The sequence below is a fragment of the Paludibacterium paludis genome, assembly GCF_018802605.1.
GTDB classification, from domain to species: domain Bacteria; phylum Pseudomonadota; class Gammaproteobacteria; order Burkholderiales; family Chromobacteriaceae; genus Paludibacterium; species Paludibacterium paludis.
Window position 1 is genome coordinate 2,004,573 of the sequence record NZ_CP069161.1, and the last position, 19,284, is coordinate 2,023,856.

The 19,284-nt window shown below is 62.7% G+C and carries 21 protein-coding genes; 17 read left to right on the forward strand and 4 right to left on the reverse strand.

Annotation, left to right across the window (positions count from 1 at the left end):
• Positions 1-2 precede the first annotated feature (2 nt).
• The 3 genes from JNO50_RS09010 to JNO50_RS09020 are packed head-to-tail and all read left to right on the forward strand — an operon-like array spanning position 3 to position 4,245.
• Positions 3-1,934: an ATP-binding cassette domain-containing protein gene (locus JNO50_RS09010; protein WP_189534881.1), complete on the forward strand. Its 1,932-nt coding sequence runs from the start codon at positions 3-5 to the stop codon at positions 1,932-1,934.
• Positions 1,931-3,085, forward strand: coding sequence for an ABC transporter permease (locus tag JNO50_RS09015; RefSeq protein ID WP_189534879.1), 1,155 nt, complete (start codon positions 1,931-1,933; stop codon positions 3,083-3,085). The genes JNO50_RS09010 and JNO50_RS09015 overlap by 4 nt, the downstream gene beginning before the upstream one ends.
• Positions 3,082-4,245: an ABC transporter permease gene (locus JNO50_RS09020; RefSeq protein WP_189534877.1), complete on the forward strand. Its 1,164-nt coding sequence runs from the start codon at positions 3,082-3,084 to the stop codon at positions 4,243-4,245. The genes JNO50_RS09015 and JNO50_RS09020 overlap by 4 nt, the downstream gene beginning before the upstream one ends.
• Positions 4,246-4,402: 157 nt before the next feature.
• Here JNO50_RS09020 and JNO50_RS09025 read toward each other — a convergent pair whose 3' ends face one another.
• Together JNO50_RS09025 and JNO50_RS09030 are read right to left on the reverse strand one after the other, a co-directional pair.
• Positions 4,403-5,047 (reverse strand): TetR/AcrR family transcriptional regulator, encoded by a 645-nt coding sequence (locus tag JNO50_RS09025; RefSeq protein WP_189534875.1) that lies wholly within the window; start codon positions 5,045-5,047, stop codon positions 4,403-4,405.
• A 126-nt stretch (positions 5,048-5,173) separates the two neighbouring features.
• Complete coding sequence (locus JNO50_RS09030) at positions 5,174-6,784, reverse strand: peptide chain release factor 3 (RefSeq protein ID WP_189534873.1); 1,611 nt, start codon at positions 6,782-6,784, stop codon at positions 5,174-5,176.
• Between the two features lie 155 nt (positions 6,785-6,939).
• On the opposite strand from JNO50_RS09030, the gene JNO50_RS09035 reads away from it, so the two are divergent.
• From JNO50_RS09035 to JNO50_RS09075, 9 genes are all read left to right on the forward strand, one after another.
• Complete coding sequence (locus JNO50_RS09035; protein WP_189534871.1) at positions 6,940-7,551, forward strand: riboflavin synthase subunit alpha; 612 nt, start codon at positions 6,940-6,942, stop codon at positions 7,549-7,551.
• Between the two features lie 48 nt (positions 7,552-7,599).
• A complete protein-coding gene (gene ribBA / locus JNO50_RS09040) occupies positions 7,600-8,709 on the forward strand; it encodes a bifunctional 3,4-dihydroxy-2-butanone-4-phosphate synthase/GTP cyclohydrolase II (RefSeq protein ID WP_189534870.1) in 1,110 nt (369 codons plus the stop codon).
• Positions 8,710-8,747: 38 nt separating this feature from the next.
• On the forward strand, positions 8,748-9,215 hold the full coding sequence (gene ribH / locus JNO50_RS09045) for a 6,7-dimethyl-8-ribityllumazine synthase (protein ID WP_189534868.1): 468 nt from the start codon (positions 8,748-8,750) through the stop codon (positions 9,213-9,215).
• Between the two features lie 36 nt (positions 9,216-9,251).
• The gene (gene nusB, locus JNO50_RS09050; protein ID WP_189534865.1) at positions 9,252-9,698 is read left to right on the forward strand and encodes a transcription antitermination factor NusB; all 447 of its coding nucleotides are present in this window, start codon (positions 9,252-9,254) and stop codon (positions 9,696-9,698) included.
• 65 nt (positions 9,699-9,763) lie between these two features.
• Entirely contained in the window at positions 9,764-10,717 is a 954-nt protein-coding gene (thiL, locus tag JNO50_RS09055; RefSeq protein ID WP_189534864.1) for a thiamine-phosphate kinase, read from the forward strand.
• The gene (locus JNO50_RS09060) at positions 10,698-11,192 is read left to right on the forward strand and encodes a phosphatidylglycerophosphatase A family protein (protein ID WP_189535030.1); all 495 of its coding nucleotides are present in this window, start codon (positions 10,698-10,700) and stop codon (positions 11,190-11,192) included. Before thiL ends, JNO50_RS09060 begins: the two co-directional genes overlap by 20 nt.
• A gap of 95 nt (positions 11,193-11,287) precedes the next feature.
• Positions 11,288-11,650 carry a hypothetical protein gene (locus JNO50_RS09065; RefSeq protein ID WP_189534861.1) on the forward strand — a complete coding sequence of 121 codons (363 nt, stop codon included), beginning with the start codon at positions 11,288-11,290 and terminating at the stop codon, positions 11,648-11,650.
• A gap of 2 nt (positions 11,651-11,652) precedes the next feature.
• Entirely contained in the window at positions 11,653-12,546 is an 894-nt protein-coding gene (locus JNO50_RS09070; protein WP_189534859.1) for a DNA-binding protein, read from the forward strand.
• 597 nt (positions 12,547-13,143) lie between these two features.
• Positions 13,144-13,968: a T3SS effector IpaJ family cysteine protease gene (locus JNO50_RS09075; protein ID WP_189534858.1), complete on the forward strand. Its 825-nt coding sequence runs from the start codon at positions 13,144-13,146 to the stop codon at positions 13,966-13,968.
• Here the strand turns inward: JNO50_RS09075 and JNO50_RS09080 are convergent.
• On the reverse strand, positions 13,954-14,433 hold the full coding sequence (locus JNO50_RS09080; protein ID WP_189535029.1) for a GAF domain-containing protein: 480 nt from the start codon (positions 14,431-14,433) through the stop codon (positions 13,954-13,956). The genes JNO50_RS09075 and JNO50_RS09080 overlap by 15 nt on opposite strands.
• A gap of 152 nt (positions 14,434-14,585) precedes the next feature.
• Between JNO50_RS09080 and JNO50_RS09085 the strand changes: the two genes are divergently transcribed.
• Genes JNO50_RS09085 through cydX form a run of 5 tightly spaced genes read left to right on the forward strand, consistent with a single transcriptional unit; the run spans position 14,586 to position 18,202 of the window.
• On the forward strand, positions 14,586-15,143 hold the full coding sequence (locus JNO50_RS09085; protein ID WP_189534856.1) for a GbsR/MarR family transcriptional regulator: 558 nt from the start codon (positions 14,586-14,588) through the stop codon (positions 15,141-15,143).
• 2 nt (positions 15,144-15,145) lie between these two features.
• Entirely contained in the window at positions 15,146-15,364 is a 219-nt protein-coding gene (cydP, locus tag JNO50_RS09090; protein ID WP_189534854.1) for a cytochrome oxidase putative small subunit CydP, read from the forward strand.
• Entirely contained in the window at positions 15,348-16,928 is a 1,581-nt protein-coding gene (locus JNO50_RS09095; protein WP_189534852.1) for a cytochrome ubiquinol oxidase subunit I, read from the forward strand. Before cydP ends, JNO50_RS09095 begins: the two co-directional genes overlap by 17 nt.
• Positions 16,921-18,045, forward strand: coding sequence for a cytochrome d ubiquinol oxidase subunit II (cydB, locus tag JNO50_RS09100; RefSeq protein ID WP_189534850.1), 1,125 nt, complete (start codon positions 16,921-16,923; stop codon positions 18,043-18,045). Before JNO50_RS09095 ends, cydB begins: the two co-directional genes overlap by 8 nt.
• 10 nt (positions 18,046-18,055) lie before the next feature.
• Positions 18,056-18,202 carry a cytochrome bd-I oxidase subunit CydX gene (gene cydX / locus JNO50_RS09105; RefSeq protein ID WP_189534848.1) on the forward strand — a complete coding sequence of 49 codons (147 nt, stop codon included), beginning with the start codon at positions 18,056-18,058 and terminating at the stop codon, positions 18,200-18,202.
• Between the two features lie 61 nt (positions 18,203-18,263).
• Here the strand turns inward: cydX and phbB are convergent, their stop codons facing one another.
• Positions 18,264-19,001, reverse strand: coding sequence for an acetoacetyl-CoA reductase (phbB, locus tag JNO50_RS09110; RefSeq protein ID WP_189534846.1), 738 nt, complete (start codon positions 18,999-19,001; stop codon positions 18,264-18,266).
• Positions 19,002-19,284 lie beyond the last annotated feature (283 nt).

Sequence of the window (19,284 nt, forward strand, 5' to 3'; positions counted from 1 at the left end):
GCATGAGCGATATCGTGATCGCGGCGGATCGCTTCGGAAAACGCTATGAACGCCATGAGGCGGTGCGCGGGGTGTCGCTGGCGGTGCGCCGCGGCGAACTGTACGGCCTGATCGGTCCGGACGGCGCCGGCAAATCCAGTTTCATGAAGGCGGTGGCCGGGGTGTTGTCTTACGAGGATGGGGCGCTCGAGGTGTTCGGCACCCGCATCGACAGCGAACGCTCCGCCGAGTCGGTGAAAGGCCGCATAGGGCTGATGCCCCAGGGGCTGGGGCAGAACCTCTACGGCGATCTGTCGATCGAAGAGAATATCGACTTTTTCGCGCGCCTGCGGCTGGTCGACCCGGAGACGGCCCGGGAACGCAAGGAGCAACTGCTGGCGACAACGCGGTTGGCCGCTTTCCGGTCACGGCCGATGAAAAAGCTCTCCGGGGGCATGAAGCAGAAACTGGGGCTGGTCTGCACGCTGATTCACGCGCCGGACCTGATCATCCTGGATGAGCCGACCACCGGGGTCGACCCGGTGTCGCGCCGCGATTTCTGGTCGATTCTTGGCGAGCTCGTGGCGTCGCGGGGACTGACGGCGCTGGTTTCCACCGCGTACATGGACGAGGCCAGCCGCTTTACGCGCATGAGCCTGATGCATGAAGGCAAGGTGCTGGCCGAAGGCACGCCCGAAGCGATTCTGGCGCGCGTGCCCGGCACCATCGTGCAGTGCGACGCAGCGCCCCAGATCAAGGCGCTCGGCCGTCTGGCGGCGCGTTTTCCGCAAATCGAGGCGCTGGGCGCGACCGTGCGGCTGTTCGCCCGTGACCGGAACCGGCAAGAGGCTGAAACCGAAGCGCGCCGGCTGCTCGAAGGCCTCGATGTGAAGGAGGTGGCGCTGCTCGACCCGGAGCTGGAAGACGTGTTCGTGGCGCTGATGGCCGAACAGGGCCGCCTGGAAAAGCCCGGGCTGGGCGCCTCCGCCGCCGGTGCGCCTGCCGGGGATGCCGGCCATGCCATCGAGGCGAAGGGACTGACCCGGCGTTTCGGCGATTTCGTCGCTGTTGGCGATGTGAGTTTTCAGGTGAAGCAGGGAGAGATTTTCGGGTTGCTTGGCGCCAATGGAGCGGGCAAGACCACGGCGATCAAGATGCTGACCGGCATTTTGCCGCCCAGCGGCGGGGAAGGGCGTGTCGCCGGCGCCGACATGCGCAAGGCGGGAGCACTGATCAAGTCGCGCATCGGTTATATGTCGCAGGCTTTTTCCCTGTACCTGGACCTGACCGTCGAAGAAAACATCCGGCTTTATGCCGGTCTTTACGGCCTGTCCCGCCGCGACACGGCCGAGCGGCTGGCGTGGATCGTCGGCATGGCCGGCCTTGCCGGGCACGAGCACGATCTGGCCGCGACCCTGCCGATGGGCCTGCGCCAGCGTCTTGCTCTGGGGTGCGCGCTGGTGCACCGCCCGCGCGTGCTGTTCCTGGACGAGCCGACCTCGGGCGTCGACCCGCTCGGGCGCCGGGCCTTTTGGGAAATCCTGTTCCATTTGTCGCGTGTCGAAGGGGTCGCGATGCTGGTGACGACGCACTATATGTCCGAAGCCGAGCACTGCGATCATCTGGCCTTGATGTTCGCCGGTCGCGTGGTCGCCGATGACAGTCCGGCGGGAATGAAGGCCGCCGTGGTGCGGGAGGCGGGCGCCTTGTACGAAGTGGCCGGCGAAGGCGCCCTCGAGGCGCTGCCGGGGCTGATCGCGGCGGGCTTTGACAGTGCGTCGCCGTACGGCCGGCGGCTGCATGTGCTGACCCGGGATCCTGGCGCGCTCGCCGCCGAACTGGCCGGACTGGCTCCGGCGGCCCGCATCGAGGCGCGGCCTATCGTCATGGAGGATGTGTTCGTGCACAAAGTCACGCGGCTGGAGGCCGAGGAACGCAAGGGGGGTGGCGCATGATCTGGCAGAGGGTGTTCGCCATGGCGCACAAGGAGTGGCGCGAAATCGTCCGTGACCGGCTGTTCTTTTCCCTGGCCTTCGTGGTTCCGGCGCTCTTGATGCTGCTGTTCGGCTACGGCCTGTCGCTCGATGTGGAAAACATCCCGTTCGCGGTGGTGGATCGCGATCATAGCGTGGCGAGCCGTGAATATGCCTGGCGCTTCATCGGTTCGCGCTACTTCCAGTTTCGCGGCTACAGCACCGATGAGCGGGACGCCTCGCGGCTGATCGCCAAAGGGGATGTCCGTGTCGTGCTGGTGATCCCCGAGCATTTCGGGAAGAATCTGGCGCGCGGCGAGCCGGCTTCGGTCGCGACACTGGTCGATGGAACCTTTCCCAGCCGGGCGATGACCACCAAGGGCTATGTCGCGGCGATCAGCTCGGCGTTCAGTCTGGAGAGCCTGTCCGCGATGATCGCCCGGCAAAGCGGCAGGAGCCTCGATGAAGTGCGCGCGGGCCTGCAGCCGGTGACGCTCGAAACCCGTTACCTGTACAACCAGAGCGTGAGCAGTATCTGGTCGCTCGCGCCGAAGCTGATCATGGTGATCCTGATGCTGTCGCCGCCGTTTCTGACGGCCCTGGGTGTGGTGCGCGAGAAGGAGAACGGATCCATTTTCAATGTCTACGCCTCGAACATCACCCGCGCGGAGTTCCTGATCGGCAAACTGATGCCCTATGTGGCGATCTCCACCGTCAATATCCTGGTGCTGTGGCTTCTGGCCACGCTGTTATACCAGGTGCCGTTCAAGGGCAGCTTCCTGTTTTTTCTGCCCGCGACGTTGGTCTATGTGCTGTGCACCACCGGCATCGGGCTGGTGGTGTCGGTGCTGGTGCGTACCCAGGTGGCGGCGATGATCGTCACCATGATCGTCACGATGATTCCGGCCGTGCTGTACTCGGGGCTGATCATCCCGATCGTGTCTTTGGGGGGCGGCGCGAACTGGGTGGCCCATCTGATGCCCGCCATGTACTACACCGACATCGTCGTTGGGTGTTTTCTCAAGGGCGTCGGGTTCGATGCCTTATGGCGGCCGCTGGGCGTGCTGGCGGCATTCGCCACCGTGCTGTTCGCTCTGGGCTATGCCGGGTTTTCCAAGAGGCCGAGAACATGACGAACTTTGTGCGCTGGCTGGTGCCGGCCGTACGCCGCTTTCGGGCCATGCTCGTCAAGGAGCTCAAACAGCTGGGGCGCGACAGGGTGCTGCTGGCGTTCATCCTCTACGCGTTCACGGTCGATATTTTTCTGGCGGCGTCGGGCGTGTCGCTGTCGCTGAATAATGCGGCGACCCTGGTGCAGGACCATGACCGGACCGCCGCGTCGCGCGAACTGACCGGGCGTTTCCGACCGCCGTATTTCCGCATTGACGGGCAGGTGGCGCATGATCGGGACGGTCTTGCGGCGCTCGACAGCGGGCAGGCGATGATATTGTTGTCGATTCCCCCTGATTTGCAGAAGAATCTTGCCACCGGACGGCAAAGCCAGGTGGCGATGCAGGTGGACACGACCAATTCGGTGCTGGGTTTTCTGGCGACCAGCGACGCGCGACAGATTCTGGCCCGCTTCGGCCTGGAGTCGGCGCTGGCCCGGTTGGGCATGCCCGCCGGCGGAGCGCAAGCGGCGTTGCCGGTCGTGAACAATGAGATCCGCGTCTGGTACAACCCCAACCAGGACGACAGCTGGTTCATGGGCATTTCGCAAATGCTCAATATCACCACGGTGTTCTCGGTGCTTCTGCCGGCCGCCGCGATGGTGCGCGAGAAGGAGCGCGGCACCGTGGAGCAACTGGTGGTTTCTCCGCTCTCGCCCCTGGGCATCCTGTTGCCCAAAGTGGTGTCGATGACCGGCGTGATCCTGTGCGGAATTGCGCTGAGCCTGTTTCTGATTCTGATCCCGTTGTTCGGCATTCCGGTCAAGGGCAGTGTCGGGCTGTTTTTCGGATTGTCGGCGCTTTATGTGTTCACCACCGCCGGGCTCGGACTGTTCGCGGCGACCATCGCGCGCAACCTGGCTCAGGCCGGCATGCTGTCCATCCTGATTCTGGCGCCCATGCTCTTCCTGTCCGGCGCCTGGACGCCACCGGAAGCCATGCCGTCATGGTTGCGCGGATTGATGTTCGCGTCGCCGCTGCACTACTACCTGGACATCGCCTTCGGCGTGCTGCTCAAGGGGCAGGGGGTCGGGGAGCTGGCGGTGTCGATCGCCGGTATGGGCGGGATCGGCATTCTGGTGTTCGCCGCCGGCCTGGTGCTGTTCCGGCGGCAGTTCGACTGATCGCCGCGATGGCCGATCGAATCGCCGGAACGGACGAGAAGACTTCGCTGATTCTACGGGTTGCCGGTGGTACGGCCTGTGATGCGGAATGTGGCATGCGGCAGGCGCCCTCCAGGCCGGAGGGCGTTTGTTCATGCGGCATGGCCGCTGGCGGGCATCAGTTCGCGTGACGCTGGCACAGCTCGCGGAAGGCTCCGGCCAGTTCCGGCTGGACATAGGGTTTGAGCAGCGCCAGCACCTGGCGCACGCCTCGGCGGCCTGACTCTTCCGTGATCGGGGCCTTCGGACGGGCGGTCTGTTCGAAAGCGAACCAGAACTTCACCACCAGCCAGATATTGACGCTGAGCGCCTCGATGTCCTCCTCGTCCATTTTCAGGAGCCCGAGGCGGATGAACTCACGGAAATGCCGGCCAAGAATGTCCTTCATCTCGGTGTTCACGAATTGATGGTACTCGGCCTGCATCTGGGGGTTGCGCGCCAACAAGCCCGGCAGATCGTAGAACATGAAACGGAATTGCCACATGGCATCGAAGGCCGTGTCCAGATAGTTGACCAGGTCCGGAACCGTCATGGTGCGGTCGGTCGGAACCGACAGGCGTTCGTTGATGAAGTTACGGTACTGAACGAATATCTGGTAGACGATCTCTTCCTTGTTGCGGAAGTGATAGTACAGATTGCCAGGGCTGATGCCCAGATGCGCCGCGATATGATTTGTCGTTATATTCCGTTCGCCCTGTTCGTTAAAGAGCTTCAGGCTTTCGAGAATGATCTTGTCGTAGGTCTTTATGCGCGGTTTGCTCATGATGGCCTGATTTCCATTTCGTTATTGTGATCATTATGCCATTTATGTGGAGCGTTTGCTCTATTTTTTGCGGCGTTACACAACAACATACCGCCGCGTCCCCTTGCGCGGCGGTATGTTCGGGGATCAATCGTTCAGTTTGACGGCGTGTTCCCGGGTTTCGTGGAAGACGATTTGCGGCCAGCGCTCCTGGGCAAGTTGCAGATTGACCCGGCTGGTGGCGAGATAGGCGAGATTGCCGCCGGCATCGATGGCCATGTTGTTGACCAGATTGTTCTCGAACTCTTCCAGCTTCTTGCGATCCTCGCAACTGACCCAGCGGGCGCTCCAGATGCTGGTGGATTCGAATACGGCGTCCACGCCGTATTCGGCCGCCAGGCGCGCCGCCACCACGTCGAACTGCAGTACGCCGACGGCGCCGAGGATCAGGTCGCCGCCATTGTGCGGCTTGAAGACCTGCACGGCGCCTTCCTCGCCCAGCTGCTGCAAGCCCTTTTGCAATTGCTTGAGCTTGAGCGGATTGCGGATGCGCACCGTGCGGAACAGTTCCGGCGCGAAGAACGGAATGCCGGTGAACTGCAGAAGCTCGCCATCGGAAAAACTGTCGCCGATCTGGATGTTGCCGTGGTTGGGAATGCCGATGATGTCGCCGGCGAAGGCTTCCTCGACGGTTTCCCGCTCGTGCGCCATGAAGGTTACGACGCTGGAGGCGGCGATGTCCCGGTTCAGACGCAGGTGCTTCATTTTCATGCCGCGCTCGAAGCGGCCCGAACACACGCGCAGGAAGGCGATGCGGTCGCGGTGCTTCGGATCCATGTTGGCCTGGATCTTGAACACGAACCCGGAAAACGCCGCTTCGGTCGGTTCGACGTCGCGCAAGGTGGCGTGACGCGCCGACGGGGCGGGCGCCCAGTTGATCAGGGCGTCGAGAATCTCGCGGATGCCGAAGTTGTTGATCGCCGAACCGAAGAACACCGGCGTCAGTTCTCCGGCGAGGAACTCGTCCAGATTGAATTCGTTGGAAGCGCCCTTGACGAGTTCGATTTCCATGCGCAGCTGTTCCATTTCCAGCGGGAAGAGCTCGTCGAGGCGCGGGTTGTCGATGCCGTTGACGACTTCGACATCGGTGATGAGCTTGTCGCTGCCGGCTTCGAACAGGATGACCTTGTCGTCGAGCAGGCTGTACACGCCCCGGAACACCTTGCCCATGCCGATCGGCCAGGTGACCGGCGCGCAACGGATGTTCAGGACATTTTCCACCTCGTCGAGCAGCTCCAGGGAGTCGCGCACCTCGCGGTCGTACTTGTTCATGAACGTGACGATCGGCGTATTGCGCAAGCGGCAGACGTTCAAGAGCTTGATGGTCTGCGCCTCCACGCCCTTGGCGGCGTCGATCACCATCAGCGCGGAGTCGACCGCGGTCAGCACGCGATAGGTGTCTTCCGAGAAGTCCTGGTGGCCCGGTGTGTCGAGCAGGTTCACCGTATGGTCGCGATACTCGAACTGCATGACCGAGGAAGCGACGGAAATGCCGCGCTGCTTCTCGATCTCCATCCAGTCGGAAGTGGCGAACTTGCCGGTTTTTTTGCCTTTTACGGTACCGGCATTCTGGATGGCGCCCGAGAACAACAGGAGCTTTTCGGTCAGCGTGGTTTTGCCCGCGTCAGGGTGGGAAATGATGGCGAAGGTGCGGCGGTGCGCCACTTCGTCGGCAATGCGGCTCAATTCTGCGGACATGGATGCGTCTGGTTGAATGCTAAAAGGGTTGATTTTACTCTGTAATCGGTTTTTTGGGCAGTCTTTGCCGTCGGCCGGGGCGGCAGGGCGCGCGGTTTTTGGTTATGATAATGGCCATCGTGTCGTAGAACGACGTTAGCGCGAAAGAAATCTGCATGTTTACAGGTATTGTCAAGGGGACGGCCGCCGTCGTGTCCATCACCGAACGGCCGGGTTTTCGCACCCATGTCCTGACGTTTCCCGAGCCGTGGCTCGAGGGGCTGGAAGTCGGCGCCTCGGTCGCGCACAACGGCTGCTGCCTGACGGTTACCGGCATCGACGGCTGCCGCGTGTCGTTCGATCTCATGCAGGAAACCCTGCGGGTGACCAATCTTGGGCGGGTCAGGGAAGGCGATCGCGTGAACATCGAGCGCGCGGCCCGCTTTGGCGACGAGATCGGTGGGCATCAGATGTCCGGGCACGTCATGGCCATGGCCGAGGTGACCGACGTCATCGAGACGCCCGACAATCGCACCCTCTGGTTCCGCGTGCCCGAGTCGCTCGCCCGCTATGTCTTCACCAAAGGCTACATCGGCGTCGACGGCGCGAGTCTGACGGTCGGGGAGGTGCGCCAGGCCGAGTTCTGCGTCCATCTCATTCCCGAAACGCTCGCGCGCACCACGTTGTCCGGACGCCGTCCGGGCGACCGGGTCAATATCGAGATCGACCCGCAAACCCAGGTCATTGTCGATACCGTGGAACGGCTGCTCGCGGCCCGTTCGCTCTGACGCTTCGCGCCAAACCGGGCCCGGTGGCCCGGATGCAAGGAAAACATCATGGTCATTTCTCCGATTCAAGACATCGTCGCCGATATCCGTGCCGGTAAAATGGTTGTCCTCGTGGACGCCGAAGACCGGGAAAACGAGGGCGATCTGGTGATGGCGGCCGAGTTCGTGACGGCCGACGCCATCAACTTCATGGCAAAGCACGCGCGCGGACTGATTTGTCTGACACTCACCGAGGATCGTTGCCGGCAATTGAACCTGCCGCTGATGGTCTCCCAGAACGGCACGCCGCACGGCACCAACTTCACCGTTTCCATCGAGGCGGCCAGCGGTGTCACGACCGGCATTTCCGCGGCCGACCGCGCGCGCACCATCCAGGTCGCCGCGGCGCGCGATGCCCGCCCGGAGGATCTTGTTCAGCCGGGGCACGTGTTTCCGCTCAAGGCTCGCAACGGCGGAGTGCTGGTGCGCGCCGGCCATACCGAGGCGGGGTCGGATCTCGCGCAGCTGGCCGGGTTGGAGCCGGCATCGGTGATCTGCGAGGTGATGAACGACGACGGCACGATGGCGCGCCTGCCCGAGCTGATGACCTTCGCCGCCGAACATGGCCTGAAGATCGGCACCATCGCCGATCTCATCCAGTACCGCAGCCGTACCGAATGCCTGGTCGAACACGCCGGGGAGCGCCCGGTGGAAACTCCGTTCGGTCATTTCACGCTGCACGTGTTCCGCGACGTGACGTCGCGGGCCACCCATCTTGCGCTGGTGGCCGGAGAAATCCGTCATGACCATGAGACGCTGGTGCGGGTGCACGAGCCCTTGTCGGTGATGGATTTCATCGATCCGCTGGGTGCCTCGCACACCTGGTCGCTGCCTTCGGCGATGGAGGAGATCCAGGACGCGGGCGCCGGGGTACTGGTGATGCTGCATCGCGACGAGAGCGGCGACGATCTTCTGGCCCGGGCGCTGCCGCAAGGCGATGGCGAACCGCGCAAGTGGGACGGCAAGACCTTCGGTATCGGCGCGCAGATGCTGCGCCGGCTGGGCGTGGGCAAGATGCGCCTGATGGCGGGGTCCGTCAGCCTGCCGAGCATGGCCGGATTCGATCTTGAAGTGGCGGGTTTTCGTTTGCCCGAACACGGGGTGCCGGAAATCGGGTAAACTTACGCCCCCCGAAACAGATTTCTGCGAGGAAAAGCATGCTGGAAGCCATTGAGCGTATCGAGCCGGACCTGAACGGACGCGGCCTGAAGATCGGTGTCGTGATGAGCCGGTTCAACGAACCCGTTTGCCACGGACTGCGCGATGCCTGTCTGTCCGAACTGTCCCGGCTTGGTGTCGATGGCGCCGATGTCGTGCTCGCCACCGTTCCCGGCGCGCTGGAGATCCCTCTTGTGCTGCAGACCATGGCCAAAAGCGCACGCTTCGATGCCCTGATCGCGCTGGGGGCGGTCATCCGCGGAGAAACCTATCATTTCGAACTGGTGTCCAATGAATCGGGCGCCGGGATCACCCGAGTCGGACTGGATCACGGCATCCCCGTGGCCAATGCCGTGCTCACCACCGAAACCGACGAGCAGGCCGAGGTGCGCATGACCGAAAAAGGTCGCGATGCCGCCCGTGTCGCCGTGGAAATGGCCCGACTGCATGCCGCCTTGCGCGGCTGAGGCGTGGCCGCGATCTTTATCCAAGGAAGTGACTGAATGAAAACTGCACGTCGCCGCGCGCGCGAATTCGCCATGCAGGGCATCTACGAATGGCAGCTGAACCCGGATCGGGTCGCGTCGACCATCGAGAAGCACCTGCGCGAAAACGACTATTTCGCCAAGGCCGATGAAGCCCTGTTCCGGACGATCCTGTTCGGCGTGCTCAAGGACGTCGAAACCCTGTCCGCGATGCTGGCCCGCCATTACGAGCGTTCTCCCGACGATGTCAGCCCCGTGGAGCGCGCCGTGCTGCTGATGGCGGCGCTGGAGCTGACCCAGCACCAGGAAACTCCGTATCCGGTGATCATCAACGAAGCCATCGAGATCGCCAAGACCTTCGGCGGCACCGACGGCCACAAGTTCGTCAACGGCGTGCTGGACAAGCTGGCCGCCGAGGTGCGCCCCGAAGAGTTCGCCTCCGGGCGTACCCGCCGCCAGTCGTAAGGGGCCGCGGCAAACCGGTGACGACACCCGCCCTTGGGCGGGTGTTTTTTCGTATGGATACGCTCATGAACGAATTCGACCTGATTCGGGAGTTTTTCACGCACCGCGCCGATAGCGTGGTACTGGGAGTGGGGGACGATGCGGCGATTTTGGCGCCGTCGCCCGGTCACGAATTGGTTGTCTCGGCCGACATGCTGGTCGAGGGACGGCATTTTTTTGCCGATGTGGATCCGGCGCGTCTTGGGCATAAGTGCCTGGCCGTGAATCTGTCCGATATGGCTGCCATGGGTGCCAGGCCGCGCTGGGTGTTTTTGTCGCTGGCGCTGCCGAATCTCGATCGCGACTGGCTGGCCGGATTTTCGGCGGGGTTCATGGGGCTTGCCGGGCGGCACGGCGTTGCTCTTGCCGGCGGCGATACGACGCGCGGGCCATTGACGGTTTCGGTCACCATCATGGGCGAAGCGCCGGACGGCACTGCGCTTCGCCGCAGCGGCGCGCGGGCCGGTGACGAGATTTGGGTGAGCGGACGGCTAGGCCTCGCGGCCGCGGCGGTCAGGCACCGCCTTGAGGGTGTGGCGTTGCCGGCGGAGGTGCTCGACGCGGCGCTTGCCGATCTTGAGCGGCCCGAGCCGCGCGTCGCCTTGGGGCTCGCCTTGCGTGGTATCGCCAGTTGCGCCATCGATATCTCGGATGGGCTGCTGGCCGATGCCGGGCATCTGGCCGACCGTTCGGGCGTCGGGATCGACCTGTTGCTGGAGAGTGTGCCGACGCACCCGTGGCTTGCCATGCGGCGCCTGGCGTGGCGTGACTGCCTGGCTGCCGGGGGGGACGATTATGAGTTGTGTTTTGCCGCGCCGGCCGCGCAGCGCCAGCGCATCGAAGCGTTGTCCACGCCGACGTGCCCGCTCACCCGTATCGGACGGGTCGTATCGGGAGAGGGGGTGCGGTTGCTCGATGCCGGCGGCAATCCGTTGACTATGGGGAGGCAGGGATTTGACCATTTCGAATGTAAAGCCTGACTGGCGATTGATTACCCGGCATCCGGCATATTTTGTGGCTTTTGGTTTCGGTAGCGGTCTGTCGCCATGGGGGCCCGGCACGCTGGGCACACTGGTGGCCTACCCGCTGTACTTTCTGCTGCAATGGGCCGGTGTGACGTGCGGCTGGCTGGCGTTGCTGTGTCTGCCTCTGTTTGTCGCGGGGGTGAAAATCTGCGATATGGCCGACGCGGTGCTGGGCACGCACGACCATAGCGGTGTCAATTTCGACGAAATCGTCGCCATGCTGCTGGTGCTCGCCTTCGTGCCGGCGACACTGTCGGCGCTCATCGCGGCATTCGTCGCATTCCGCGTGTTCGATATCGTCAAGCCATGGCCGATCGGCTGGCTCGATCGGCGCGTCAAAGGCGGATTCGGCGTCATGATCGACGATATCCTCGCCGCCGCGATGGCGCTTGCCGTGCTGCGCGCCGCGATGGCGGCGGGGTGGCTCTAGGCGGCTGTGAGCCATCACGGGGCGGGGCATACCGGTCTTCGGCAAGTTGTGGTATGCTTGCGCCCCCTTGTTACTGTGTCCTGTCACTAAATCGCATGCGAGACCCCTGCGACCACTATACCTACGACCTGATCGGCGGTACCCCGAAAAAGCCGGGGCGCAAGCCGTTGGGCGAGCGCGCCATGACGGCCGCCGAGCGCAAGCGTCGCAGCAGGGAAATCCGCCGCAACCGGTTGCAGGAGTTGTCCGTGACCGTGGAGCTGACCCGGGATGCGCAAAAATCCCTGGACAAGCTGATCGAATGGTGGGGCGTCAGCAAGAAGGAAGCCATCAATCGCGCCATTCTGATGGCGTCGCAATTGCAGACGGGCCGGACCGGCAACCTGTTCGAGCCGGATCCCGACCTATTGTTGTCGGGTGCGCGACGGCGCAAGTCGTCCGGCCCCCGCAAGCTTTGAATATGGATATTCACCACCGCATCCGCGAAGCCGCCGAGGCACTGGTTGCCGAGGGCGTCTGGCCGACCGTTGCCGATATCCGCTCCCGCCTTGGCACCGGCTCGAACACCACCATCAATAGCACACTGAAAACCTGGCGTCAGGACTTTCTCGCCGGCCATGTCCGGCGAGCCACCTTGCCGGGCATTCCCGCGCCGCTGCAGGCGCTGTTCGATCAACTTTGGACGCTCGCGTGCGCCGAGGCCTCCGAGCGCTTCGCTCAGGAGCTGCGCCGGTTCGAGGAGGAGCGCTCCGGGTGGGAGTCGGCGCGCAGTTCGCTGCAGGCGAGAATCTCCGAACTCGATGCGCGGGATGCGCGGGTTCAGGAGGAGGTCAACGAGTTGCGGTCGCGCCTGGAATCGGCGGCGGAGCGCATGGATGGCGCGCAGGCCGAATCGCTGCAATTGCGCAGTGAGTTGGCCGCCTTGCGGGAGCAGGCGGAGCGCCAGAACGAACTCGTGCTGTCCGTGCAGCGAGCGGCCGAACTGCGGGTCGAAGAGGTGGAGTCCCGCGCGGCAAGACAGGTCGCCGACGCGCGCGAGGAGGCCATGCGGCGGGAATCGCTGGCGTACGAGCGCCTGGAGGGGTTGCGGCTGGCTCTGTTCGAGCAGATCGAAGAAGAGCGCCGGGCGGCGCGGGCCGCCCGCGATGAAGCCCAAGCGCGTGAGCAGGAGCTGATTCGTGTCGCCGCGAGAAAGCAGGAGTCGGCGCAGGAGCGGCTTTTGTTGCTTGAGCGGGAGCGCGGCCGGCTGGAGTCGCTGGTCGAGTCGATGACGGAGCGTTTGGCCCGTATGGCGGTAGAACCCCGGGAGGGTTCGGATGAACGTCGGGCGGAGGCGCCGTTCTCCTCGGTTTGAGGCCCCCCTGTTTGATGGCCGTGCTCGTCGCCGCGTCCTGTTCCCCATTCTCCATCATGCCCTTGACCGCCGATCGGGCCGCGGCTATTCGCTCGCGCTCCCGAGATGGTCGTCCGGTATGGCATTGCACCGATCCGAGGCGAGGCGGGGTGTTCTCCGTTGCTTGGGCGGTGAACTATATCTCGCGCCATATTAGTATTCGCGGGCAACGGTCTGCCAGAAAACCGAAGCCACGTGTCTTCACGGCCAAGGCCGCCCATGCGGCGGCTTGGTCCACCCTCACTACCTTTTGAGCGCGGGTCAGGCCAAGTCCGGGTTCCTTTTGTGCCCGCGGCTCATCCCGAACGCTTTTTCTCGCGCAGCGCCTGATTGTCATGGCCGCAATCTGCCGTCGTCGCTTCGCCTCCAGGTGTGGGGGGGGCTAAAACCAGGAAAGGGATACGGAATGGAGCGGGGAGGGTTCATGATCGCCGGCAAACCGGATACGCAAGGAGTGGGGGCTGGCCGCCATCGCTTCCCAAGGCGGATTTTTGGTAGCGCCTGTCGGGGTTCGGAGAGATTCTTGGGGTCTTATGAATTAGGTGTGAAGGTAGAGTTATGTTTGTCGATATCTCGAGCAGAAACATAGCGCATGGCGCGGCGGCGGGTGCCGGTTCGCGGGTGGTTCCCTTGTTGGAACGCCTGCTGTCCAAATTGAAGGGGTGTTTCCGTGCTGGCCATCAGCGGCCGACACCGCTCGGTCAACGCAATGAGCCGGTTCGTGACGGAGTGGATGCCAAGCGGTGCGCATACCGTCAGCGCTACCTCAACTCATGCGGAGCCGCGGCGTTGCTGTGCGCGGCCAATGAGATGGGTGTCAAGAGTTTTCCTTCTTTGCGAGGCGGAGAGCGTGGCGGGGCGCTGGCCGCGGATCCGGCGTCGGAAACGTGGATCTACCGCATCACGTCGGGGGCGACAACGGGGCCCGGTGCCGGTCAGCGGAGCCGGAACGGGTTGGCCGCAGAAGGGTATTCGCTGCCGCACAATCTGGTGTTCGCGGCACGGTTGCTGGGGCTGGAGGGGGTATTCTATTGCGGCCGCGCGTGGCTGGGGCGTCTGATTGTCCATCGCTACCCCGGCGCTGTCAGTATGGCCAAGGGCTCGGGGGTGTCTGTCCGTTATGATAGGGCCCCACCGCCAGCCAATGGGCAGCGGGTGCTGCGGGTCGTGGTGTCGGGAGGCGGTTTGCATTGGTTGCTGGAACGTCCGGACGGATCGGTCATGGATCCCGGCCCGGGCCGCGACTATCCGAGTCTGGCGGGCACCCTGCGTGCCAATCGCTACAGGGATACGGGCTTATGTCTGTTGCTCGAGGGGAGCAAGCCTGCCGGGCCGGTTCAGATGGCTGCGGAGCCTCTGTCTCTTGCGTCAGTCGAGCGTTAACGACGCGATCAGCATGTCGAGGTAGGTCGCGTCGACAACATCGAAGCAGGTTTTTCTGTCCGCGTCGACGTCCAGTACGCCGATCACGGCGCCGGTACGGTCGCGCAGCGGAACCACGATCTCGGATCGGGCCAGACTCGAGCAGGCGATGTGGCCGGGGAATGTTTCCACATCGTCGACAATCAGCGTGCGGTTTTCCTTCCACGCGGTTCCGCATACCCCTTTGCCGAACGGGATGCGTGTGCAGGCGATCGGCCCCTGAAACGGTCCGAGTACGAGCTCGGACCCCTTGACCAGATAAAACCCCACCCATAGCCAATCGAAAGTCATATTCAGGGCGGCCGCCAGATTGGCCAGCAAGGCGATCCTGTCGGTTTCTCCGGAACACAGTGCCGTTACTTGCGGCAGCAGGGTCCGGTAGCGTTCTTCCTTGTTGTTTCCTTTGATGATCAGCGACTCGGCCATGGCATTTTTCAAGCTATTTCATTAACAATTCCAAACCTTACCATACAAATCGGGCTCGGTCTGTCTAGTATGCGAAACGGGCGACATTGATCTGGATCAACTTTTTGTTCTATCATTTCAGAAATTTCTGAAATAACGGGACGGAGGCGTCCGTGAATCTTACACCTCTCGCGGAACGTTTTGTTCTGCATTTCGGGGAAATGGGAAGTCGTTGGGGCGTGAACCGGACGGTCGGGCAGATTTATGCGTATCTGTTCATCTCGCCCGCCCCGCGCAACGCCGATGATATCGTCGAGGCGCTGGGAGTGTCGCGCTCGAATGTCAGCATGGGGCTCAAGGAGCTGCAGTCCTGGCGCCTGGTGAAGCTGGTTCATCAGGCGGGGGACCGGCGCGATTATTTCGAGACGCCGAAGGATGTGTGGGAGATTTTCCGGACGCTCGCCGAAGAGAAACGCAAACGGGAGATCGAACCGACCCTGAGTTTTTTGCGGGATGCGCTGATGGACGCGCCGCTTGACGAGGATGAGAGGCATGCCCAGGCGCGCATGAAGGAAATGCACGAATTGATCGACCTGGCCAATGGGTGGTTCGACGATGTTCAGTCGCTGTCGCCGGAGACTCTGGAAGGCCTCATGCGTATGGGCTCCCGTGTGTCGCGGGTGCTTGAATTCGCCAACCAGCTGCGCGGCGCGGGCCGCGGCAGGGGGTGATCGTGAAAAAACGGATGAAGCGCTGGCGGGACGGCCCCTTGTGGCGCGACATCCTGCTGGTGCTGTTGATCAAGAGTGTGATGCTGTACGGACTTTGGAAAGCGTTCTTCTCGCACCCCCTGGCGGAGCACATGACCGTGCCGCAAAGCGTGGTGGAGTCGCATCTGACCGCGGGATCCGGGTCCGGAAACGAAGGAGGAAGTCATGTTGCCCGACCTTGATGTCGTAGAGTTGTCGCGCCTGCAGTTCGGCCTGACGGCGATGTTTCATTTTCTGTTCGTGCCGCTGACGCTGGGCATGGCGTGGTTGCTGTTCATCTGCGAATCGGTGTTCGTGATGACCGGCAAGGAAGTCTACCGCGACATGACGCGTTTCTGGGGGAAACTGTTCGGCATCAACTTCGCGATGGGCGTGACGACAGGACTGACCCTGGAGTTCCAGTTCGGCACCAACTGGGCCTATTATTCCCATTATGTCGGAGATATTTTCGGTATACCACTCGCGCTGGAAGGCATGATGGCGTTCTTTCTCGAGTCGACCTTCATTGGCCTGTTTTTCTTCGGGTGGGACCGGCTGAGCCGCGTGCAGCACTTGATGGTGACCTTTCTGGTGGCGCTGGGTTCGAGCCTGTCCGCCTTGTGGATTCTGGTGGCGAACGCCTGGATGCAGAATCCTGTCGGCGCCGAATTCAATTACGAGACGATGCGCATGGAGCTGACGAGCCTGTCCCAGGTGTTCTTCAATCCCGTGGCGCAAGTCAAATTCGTGCATACCGTGGCATCCGGCTACGTGGCCGCTTCGATGTTCGTGCTGGGGGTCTCCGGCTGGTACCTGCTCAAGGCGCGGGATACCGGTTTCGCCTTGCGCTCCTTCGCTGTGGCGACGGGGTTCGGTCTGGCCTCCGTTCTGTCGGTGCTGGTGCTGGGCGATGAATCCGGCTATACGGCCGGGGAAGTCCAGAAGGTCAAGCTCGCCGCGATAGAGGCGGTTTGGGAGACGGAGCCCGCCCCGGCGTCGCTGACGCTCATCGGCTGGCCCGACCAGAAGGCGGAAACAACGCGCTATGCTGTTCGTATTCCGTGGCTGATGGGGCTTATCGCCACGCGCAGTCTCGATACGCCGGTGGTGGGGATCAAGCAGTTGAAGGTTCAGTACGAGCAGCGCATCCGTAGCGGACAGGTCGCTTACGATGCCCTCGTCAAACTGCGTGGCGGCGACCGCTCGTCGGCGACGCACGCGCAATTCGATGCGCACAAGGCGGATCTGGGGTACGGCCTGCTGCTCAAACCATATACGACGCGTGTCGTCGATGCGAGCGAAGCGCAGATCCGAGCCGCTGTTGAGGATACCATCCCGATGGTGGCGCCGATTTTCTTCAGCTTCCGCATTATGGTCGGTCTGGGTTTGCTGTTCCTGTTTATTTTCGCGACATCCGCCTGGTTTCTATGGCGCCGCAACCTGGCTCCGCAGCGCTGGTTGTTGCGTCTGGCCGTGGTCTCGATTCCATTGCCATGGGTAGCCATCGAATGCGGCTGGTACGTGGCGGAAGGCGGTCGCCAGCCGTGGACCATATCCGGCATCCTGCCGGTCCGGCTGTCCGCTTCATCGCTGGATGCCTCTCAGTTGCACTTCAGCATGGCGGGATTGCTTATCATGTACACAGCGCTTTTCATCGTGGAGATGTGGCTGATGATCAAGACGATTCGCAAGGGACCGGCCAGTCTTGGAACGGGACGTTATCACGGAGAGGCCGCGGCGCGGGGCGAGGAGAACCGTCATGCCTGATTACGCAACGGTGCAAGTGATTTGGTGGGGCATTATGGCCGTGTTGGTTATCGGCTATGTGCTGACCGACGGATGGGATTTGGGCGCCACCATGCTGCTCCCCTGGCTTGGGCGGAACGACGAGGAGCGCCGTCTGGTCATCAATGCGGTGGGGCCGACCTGGGAGGGCAACCAAGTGTGGCTGGTGACGCTGGGTGGCGCGGCGTTCGCCGCGTGGCCAATGGTTTATGCGGCGGCGTTCTCCGGGTTCTATGCGGCCATGATGCTGATTCTGTTCGGGCTTTTTCTGCGGCCGGTGGGTTTCGATTACCGAAGCAAGCTGGAGTCGCCGCGCTGGCGCACGGCTTGGGACTGGGCTTTGTTCATCGGCGGGCTGGTGCCGTCACTGCTGCTGGGCATCGCGCTGGGCAACCTGTTTGTCGGCTTGCCGTTTCGCTTCGACGCGGATATGCGCATTTCCTACGCGGGCACGTTCTTCGACTTGCTTCATCCCTTCGCTCTGTTGTGCGGGGCGGCGTCGGTGGCGATTTGCCTGATGCACGGCGCGGGCTTTGTCGCCCTGAAAACCGAAGGGCAGATGCGCGCGCGCGCCGCGCGTCTGGCGTTGCCGCTCTCCCTGGTCGTCGCTGTTCTGCTGGCGCTGGGCGGCGCAATGCTGTCCGGCATGGAGGGGTGGGTGCTGGTGGGGGCGGCCAAAAGCGGCGTGCCGCTGGCCAAGACCGTGGCGCGGGATGCTTCGGGCTGGCTGGTGAATTACCGGCACTGGCCGGCGCTCTGGCTGTTGCCGGCCGCGGCCGCGGCGGGGTGCGCGGTGTCGGCCTTCGGCGGCGTCAGGCGCTCCGCGTGCCTGGCTCTGGCGGGCAGTTCCCTGACGATCGCGGCATCGCTGCTGATGGCCGGCGCGGCCCTGTTTCCCTTTGTGTTGCCATCGCGGATCGATCCGGTCTCGAGTCTGACGCTGTGGGACGCGACATCCAGTCATTTGACGCTGATGGTCGGTGCTGGCGTGGCGATGGTGATGCTGCCGGTGATTCTACTCTATACCCGCTGGGTATATGCCGTGCTGAAGGGGCCCGTGACGCCGGCCCGCCTGAAGAACGACACTTTCACATATTGAGGGCGCATGCATGTGGTACTTTGCCTGGATTCTGGGATTGGGGTTCGCCTTGGCGATGGGAATTATCAGTCTTCTCTGGCTGGAAACCCATTTCGCCTTCGGCAAACGCGATGAAACAACATTGCGGGAGCGCTTCGAGGCATACCGGAAGCGGTGAATCCGCCGAAAACGTCAACGCCCGCATGCGCGGGCGTTGTGTGTTTCATGGCGGGCAACGGTCAGGTGGTGTGCTGTCCGCCGTTGATCGCCAGGTTGGCGCCGGTCATGAAGCCCGCCATGTCCGAAGCGACCCAGACGACGAGCGATGCGATCTCCTCCGGCTTGCCGAGCCTGCCGATCGGGATCTGGGCGATGATTTTGTCGCGGTACTCCTGGGGGACGGCCATGACCATGTCTGTGGCGATGTAACCGGGTGAGATGGTGTTGACGGTCACGCCCTTGCGGGCCACTTCCTGTGCCAGCGCCATGGTGAATCCGTGCATCCCGGCCTTGGCGGCGGAATAGTTGGTCTGACCGAATTGCCCCTTCTGGCCGTTGATCGACGAGATATTGATGATGCGGCCGAAATTCTGCTCGACCATGCCGTCGATGGCCGGCCGGGTGACGTTGAACACCGAATCGAGGTTGGTGGAAATCACCTGGCGCCAGTCCTCGACGGTCATCTTGCGCAAGCTGCCGTCCCGCGTGATGCCCGCGTTGTTGACGAGAACGCTGATGGTGCCGATTTCCGCCGTGACCTGCGCGATCATGTTCGCACACTGTTCGCCGTTGGTGACGTCGCACTGATAGGCGTGGACATCGTAGCCCAAGGCTTTCATGTCGGCGGTCCAGGCGGCTTCCTTGCCTGGCTTGCTATAGGTGGTCACGATGATATGGCCTGCGGCGGCGAGCGCTTTGCAGATCGCCGTGCCAATCCCCCCCATGCCGCCTGTCACCAGGGCGATTCGCTTCGTCATAGTGCTGCTCCTCTTGTGTGGAACTCCAGGATTCTGCGCTGTTGCTGTGCGATTGATCGTGTTGCGATACGGCTAAGAATTTACGTTGTACATGTTAACTACTCATGACATCTTACCCATTGGGTTATTTAAAATAAATATGCCCCAAATACCAGCTTGCGCCAAGCGCGGGTTTGTGAATGACCCGCTGTTTTGCGCGTTTCATGGGTGCGTCAGACCGTCGGGTGATATCGTCGACGTGCATTTACTCTAACCCTATTTCCGGTAGTGTTAAAGAGGGTTC

Bases quoted from the DNA above. Each gene is read 5' to 3' on its own strand.
- JNO50_RS09010 (WP_189534881.1), top strand. From the start codon at position 3: ATGAGCGATATCGTGATCGCGGCGGATCGCTTCGGAAAACGCTATGAA.
- JNO50_RS09015 (WP_189534879.1), top strand. From the start codon at position 1,931: ATGATCTGGCAGAGGGTGTTCGCCATGGCGCACAAGGAGTGGCGCGAA.
- JNO50_RS09020 (WP_189534877.1), top strand. From the start codon at position 3,082: ATGACGAACTTTGTGCGCTGGCTGGTGCCGGCCGTACGCCGCTTTCGG.
- JNO50_RS09025 (WP_189534875.1), bottom strand. From the start codon at position 5,047: ATGAGCAAACCGCGCATAAAGACCTACGACAAGATCATTCTCGAAAGC.
- JNO50_RS09030 (WP_189534873.1), bottom strand. From the start codon at position 6,784: ATGTCCGCAGAATTGAGCCGCATTGCCGACGAAGTGGCGCACCGCCGC.
- JNO50_RS09035 (WP_189534871.1), top strand. From the start codon at position 6,940: ATGTTTACAGGTATTGTCAAGGGGACGGCCGCCGTCGTGTCCATCACC.
- ribBA (WP_189534870.1), top strand. From the start codon at position 7,600: ATGGTCATTTCTCCGATTCAAGACATCGTCGCCGATATCCGTGCCGGT.
- ribH (WP_189534868.1), top strand. From the start codon at position 8,748: ATGCTGGAAGCCATTGAGCGTATCGAGCCGGACCTGAACGGACGCGGC.
- nusB (WP_189534865.1), top strand. From the start codon at position 9,252: ATGAAAACTGCACGTCGCCGCGCGCGCGAATTCGCCATGCAGGGCATC.
- thiL (WP_189534864.1), top strand. From the start codon at position 9,764: ATGAACGAATTCGACCTGATTCGGGAGTTTTTCACGCACCGCGCCGAT.
- JNO50_RS09065 (WP_189534861.1), top strand. From the start codon at position 11,288: ATGCGAGACCCCTGCGACCACTATACCTACGACCTGATCGGCGGTACC.
- JNO50_RS09070 (WP_189534859.1), top strand. From the start codon at position 11,653: ATGGATATTCACCACCGCATCCGCGAAGCCGCCGAGGCACTGGTTGCC.
- JNO50_RS09075 (WP_189534858.1), top strand. From the start codon at position 13,144: ATGTTTGTCGATATCTCGAGCAGAAACATAGCGCATGGCGCGGCGGCG.
- JNO50_RS09080 (WP_189535029.1), bottom strand. From the start codon at position 14,433: ATGGCCGAGTCGCTGATCATCAAAGGAAACAACAAGGAAGAACGCTAC.
- JNO50_RS09095 (WP_189534852.1), top strand. From the start codon at position 15,348: ATGTTGCCCGACCTTGATGTCGTAGAGTTGTCGCGCCTGCAGTTCGGC.
- cydB (WP_189534850.1), top strand. From the start codon at position 16,921: ATGCCTGATTACGCAACGGTGCAAGTGATTTGGTGGGGCATTATGGCC.
- cydX (WP_189534848.1), top strand. From the start codon at position 18,056: ATGTGGTACTTTGCCTGGATTCTGGGATTGGGGTTCGCCTTGGCGATG.
- phbB (WP_189534846.1), bottom strand. From the start codon at position 19,001: ATGACGAAGCGAATCGCCCTGGTGACAGGCGGCATGGGGGGGATTGGC.